Source organism: Streptomyces pathocidini (assembly GCF_001418495.1).
Taxonomy (GTDB): Bacteria; Actinomycetota; Actinomycetes; order Streptomycetales; family Streptomycetaceae; genus Streptomyces; species Streptomyces pathocidini.
Genome location: NZ_LIQY01000649.1, coordinates 1 through 3704, shown reverse-complemented (window position 1 = coordinate 3704; position 3704 = coordinate 1). Strand labels below are relative to the sequence as shown.

Genomic DNA, 3704 nt, shown 5'->3' with positions numbered 1-3704 from the left:
GTTCTTCACTGGTTGGTCACTGGCTCGCCACAGACCGTGGGTAACCCTTGAGACGGTCGGGGCGGGCCAAGATCCTCGAGGGGTGGCGGGGTCCGTCCTCCCCCGGGGGAGAGGACGGGCTCCGCCAGGCAGCCCCCGGAACCCCAGCCACCGCACCGCGCAGCGCGCAACCACCGCGGTCACCGCCCGACGATCCGTCAGAGCGCAGCCATCCGCTTCTGCAACCCCGTGTCCAGCGCCTCCAGGAACTGCTCCGTGGTGAGCCACGGCTGCTCCCGGGAGACCAGCCGCGCCAGATCCCGCGTCATCAGCCCCTCCCCCACGGTCTCCGCGCACACCTCCTCCAGCGTCCCCGCGAACTCCACGACCTCGGGCGTCCCGTCGAGCTTCCCGCGGTGGGCGAGCCCCCGCGTCCAGGCGAAGACGGACGCGATGGGGTTGGTCGACGTCGCCCTTCCCTGCTGGTGCTGCCGGTAGTGGCGGGTGACCGTGCCGTGCGCGGCCTCCGCCAGGAGCGTCCGCCCGTCCGGCGAGGTCAGCACGGACGTCATCAGCCCGGGCGAGCCGAACCCCCGCGCGACGAAGTCGGCCTGCACGTCGCCGTCGTAGTTCTTGCACGCCCAGACGTACCCGCCCTCGGCCCCGAGCGCGTCGGCGACCATGTCGTCCACGAGCCGGTGCTCGTACGAGAGACCGGCCTTCGCGTAGTCGGCGGCGAACTCGGCGTCGAACACCTCCTGGAAGAGGTCCTTGAAGCGGCCGTCGTACTTCTTCAGGACCGTGTTCTTCGTGGCCAGGTAGACCGGGAAGCCGTGCGCCAGCCCGTAGCGGAACGAGGCGCGCGCGAAGTCGCGGATCGAGGCGTCCAGGTTGTACATGGCCAGCGCGACCCCGGCGCCCGGGAACTCGCACACCTCCAGCTCGACCGGCTCCGCGCCGGTGCCGCCCTTCGGCGTGAACGTCAGGGTGAGCGTGCCCTCGCCCGGGATCCTCAACTCGGCCGCGCGGTACTGGTCGCCGAACGCGTGGCGGCCGACGACGATCGGCCGGGTCCAGCCGGGGACGAGCCGAGCCACCCCGGGCAGGAGGATCGGCTCGCGGAAGACCGCGCCGCCGAGGGCGTCGCGGAGGGTGGCGACCGGCGAGCGGTACCGGGCCTTGAGGTGGAACTCCTCGACCCGCGCCGCGTCCGGCGCGATGGTGGCGCACTTGACGCCGACGCCGTGCTCCCGGACCGCCTCTGCCGCGTCCGCGGTGACCTGGTCGCGGGTGGCGTCGCGGTGCTCGATGCCGAGGTCGAAGGAGAGCAGTTCCACGTCCAGGTACGGCAGGACCAGCTGGTCCTTGATGAACTGCCAGATGATGCGCGTCATTTCGTCGCCGTTGAGCTCGACGACGGGTTCGGCTGTCTTGATCTTGGCCATAGGGGTGCTTCGTCCCTCTCACGCGGCGTGGATCATTCGCGACAAAAGGTACTCGGCTCCCCGCACATGCCAGCGGACCTCGCCCCTGGCGCACGGTTCACCCCCGGCGCACGGACGGCACGGCGCGCGTGCGGCGCAGCGCACCGACGGGACGACGCACCGGCGGCACGGCGCCACGAACCGCGCGGCCGTGTACCGGCGGGGACCGGAAGGCCCGGCGCATCAACGCGCCGTGAAGCCGTGAAGCCGTGAAGCGAACGCGAACCTCGGCCCCCCGGCGCACAAGTGACGCGCCCGCACACCGCCGGACCGGGAAGGCGCGAGGCACCAGGAGACGCAGGCGCCGGGAGACGCGAGGCATCAGCGGCCCCGCAAGGATCAGGCGGGGTCAGCGCACCGTGAAGTGGACCAGGTCCTCCAGCCACGGCAGATCGAGCCACGGGTCCGGCTGCGCCATCAGCGCCAGCAGCAGGATCACCGCGCCCAGCACCCCGTAGATGACCACGTCGGTGAACCGGGACCGTACGGCCAGCATGCCGACCGAGGGCAGGGACCAGCGCATGACCGCGCCCGCGAGCAGCGCGAGCCCCACGATGAGGATGCCGACGCGGGCGAAGTCGGCCGCGACGACGGCCAGGCCGACGGCCGTCCCGCCCAGCACGCTCAGCAGCGGCCACTGCCGTACGGGCGCGGGCGCGTGCCCGGACGCCGCCCGTCCGCCGCCCTGCGGCCGCGCGGTGTCCCGCGTGACCCGCGGAAACCGGCGGCTGGCGGGGGCGGTCCGGGCTTCGCCGTCCCGCGCATCACGGGGGCCGGTCCCGCCGGGCGCCGGCCTCTCACCGGAACCTCTCACGGACTCGCCCAGCTCCTCCGAACCGCGGCGACGCTCCCCCAAGTCCCGGCGCTCCTCCGGACCGCGACGGCCTCCCGAATCCCGGCGCTCTTCCGAACCGCGACGCTCCCCCAGATCCGAGTACTCCTCCGGACCGCGACGCCCCCTCAAATCCCGGCGCTCCTCCGGACCCCGGCGTTCCCCGCCCCCGACGTCCTTCGCCTGCCCGCCGTGGCCGGGCGCGGGCGAGTCGGGCCGCTGGCCCGGCGTCCGGGCCCCACCGTTCGCGTTGGCTTCGGCAGCCACCTGCCGCTCCTCCCCGTTATCCCGCCGCGGCAGCGGTTTCGGCCTCGGCGGCTTCGACCACGTTCTGCAGCAGCAGGGCCCGGGTCATCGGGCCGACGCCGCCCGGGTTCGGGGACAGCCAGGCGGCCACCTCCGCCACACCCGGGTGCACGTCGCCGACGATCCTGCCGTTCTCGTCCCGGCTGACGCCCACGTCCAGCACGGCCGCGCCCGGCTTCACGTCCTCCGGCTTCACGATGTGCGGGGATCCCGCGGCCGCCACGACGATGTCGGCCTGGCGCAGCTGCGCGGACAGGTCGCGGGTGCCGGTGTGGCACAGCGTCACGGTCGCGTTCTCCGACTTGCGGGTCAGCAGCAGCCCGATCGAGCGGCCGACGGTGACCCCGCGGCCGACCACGACCACGTGCGCGCCGTTGGTCTCGACGCCGTGGCGGCGCAGCAGTTGGAGGATGCCGTTGGGGGTGCAGGGCAGCGGCGCGGCCTCGTTGAGGACGAGTCGGCCGAGGTTCATCGGGTGCAGCCCGTCGGCGTCCTTGGCCGGGTCGATGAGTTCCAGGACGCGGTTGGCGTCGATGCCCTTGGGGAGCGGGAGTTGGACGATGTAGCCGGTGCAGGCCGGGTGCTCGTTCAGCTCCCGTACGACCGCCTCGATCTCCTCCTGGGTCGCGGTCTCGGGCAGTTCGCGCTGGATGGAGGCGATGCCGACCTCGGCGCAGTCGCGGTGCTTGCCCGCCACGTACCACTTGCTCCCGGGGTCCTCGCCGACCAGCAGCGTCCCGAGGCCGGGCGTGGCGCCACGGGCCTTGAGCGCCTCGACACGGGCGACGAGTTCGGACTTGATCGCGGCGGCGGTGGCCTTGCCATCGAGAATCTGGGCGGTCATGCCTCCATCCTCCCGGATGGAACGGCCCGGGTACCAATCAGGGCCTGGCATCTAGGATGACCCGGCAGAGAATCACCGCGGCAGTACGGGGGGCGGGCCGCTTCTTCCTCCCACCTCCGTGCGGCGCGCGCGTCCCCGTAGAACCGCTCGGAGGAGATCCCCAGGTGAGCCACCCGGATCCGAACAACCCCTACGCGCAGCCGCCGCAGGGCCCGCCCCCGCAAGGGCAGCCGCCGCAGGGCCAGCCCTACGGCTACCC

The 3704-nt window shown here is 73.0% G+C and carries 3 protein-coding genes; all 3 read right to left on the bottom strand.

What is annotated here, in order from left to right:
* Positions 1-197: 197 nt before the first annotated feature.
* The 3 genes from AOK16_RS24045 to AOK16_RS24035 all read right to left on the bottom strand — a co-directional run bounded on the left by AOK16_RS24045 (position 198) and on the right by AOK16_RS24035 (position 3445).
* Positions 198-1424, bottom strand: a complete 1227-nt coding sequence (locus tag AOK16_RS24045; protein WP_055474218.1) for an NADP-dependent isocitrate dehydrogenase — start codon at positions 1422-1424, stop codon at positions 198-200.
* Between the two features lie 388 nt (positions 1425-1812).
* The gene (locus AOK16_RS24040) at positions 1813-2319 is read right to left on the bottom strand and encodes a DUF3017 domain-containing protein (protein ID WP_055474217.1); all 507 of its coding nucleotides are present in this window, start codon (positions 2317-2319) and stop codon (positions 1813-1815) included.
* Between the two features lie 259 nt (positions 2320-2578).
* Positions 2579-3445 (bottom strand): bifunctional methylenetetrahydrofolate dehydrogenase/methenyltetrahydrofolate cyclohydrolase, encoded by an 867-nt coding sequence (locus tag AOK16_RS24035; protein WP_055474216.1) that lies wholly within the window; start codon positions 3443-3445, stop codon positions 2579-2581.
* Positions 3446-3704: the final 259 nt, after the last annotated feature.

Coding starts and splice junctions, on each gene's coding strand:
- AOK16_RS24045 (WP_055474218.1), bottom strand. CDS start 1,424: ATGGCCAAGATCAAGACAGCCGAACCCGTCGTCGAGCTCAACGGCGAC.
- AOK16_RS24035 (WP_055474216.1), bottom strand. CDS start 3,445: ATGACCGCCCAGATTCTCGATGGCAAGGCCACCGCCGCCGCGATCAAG.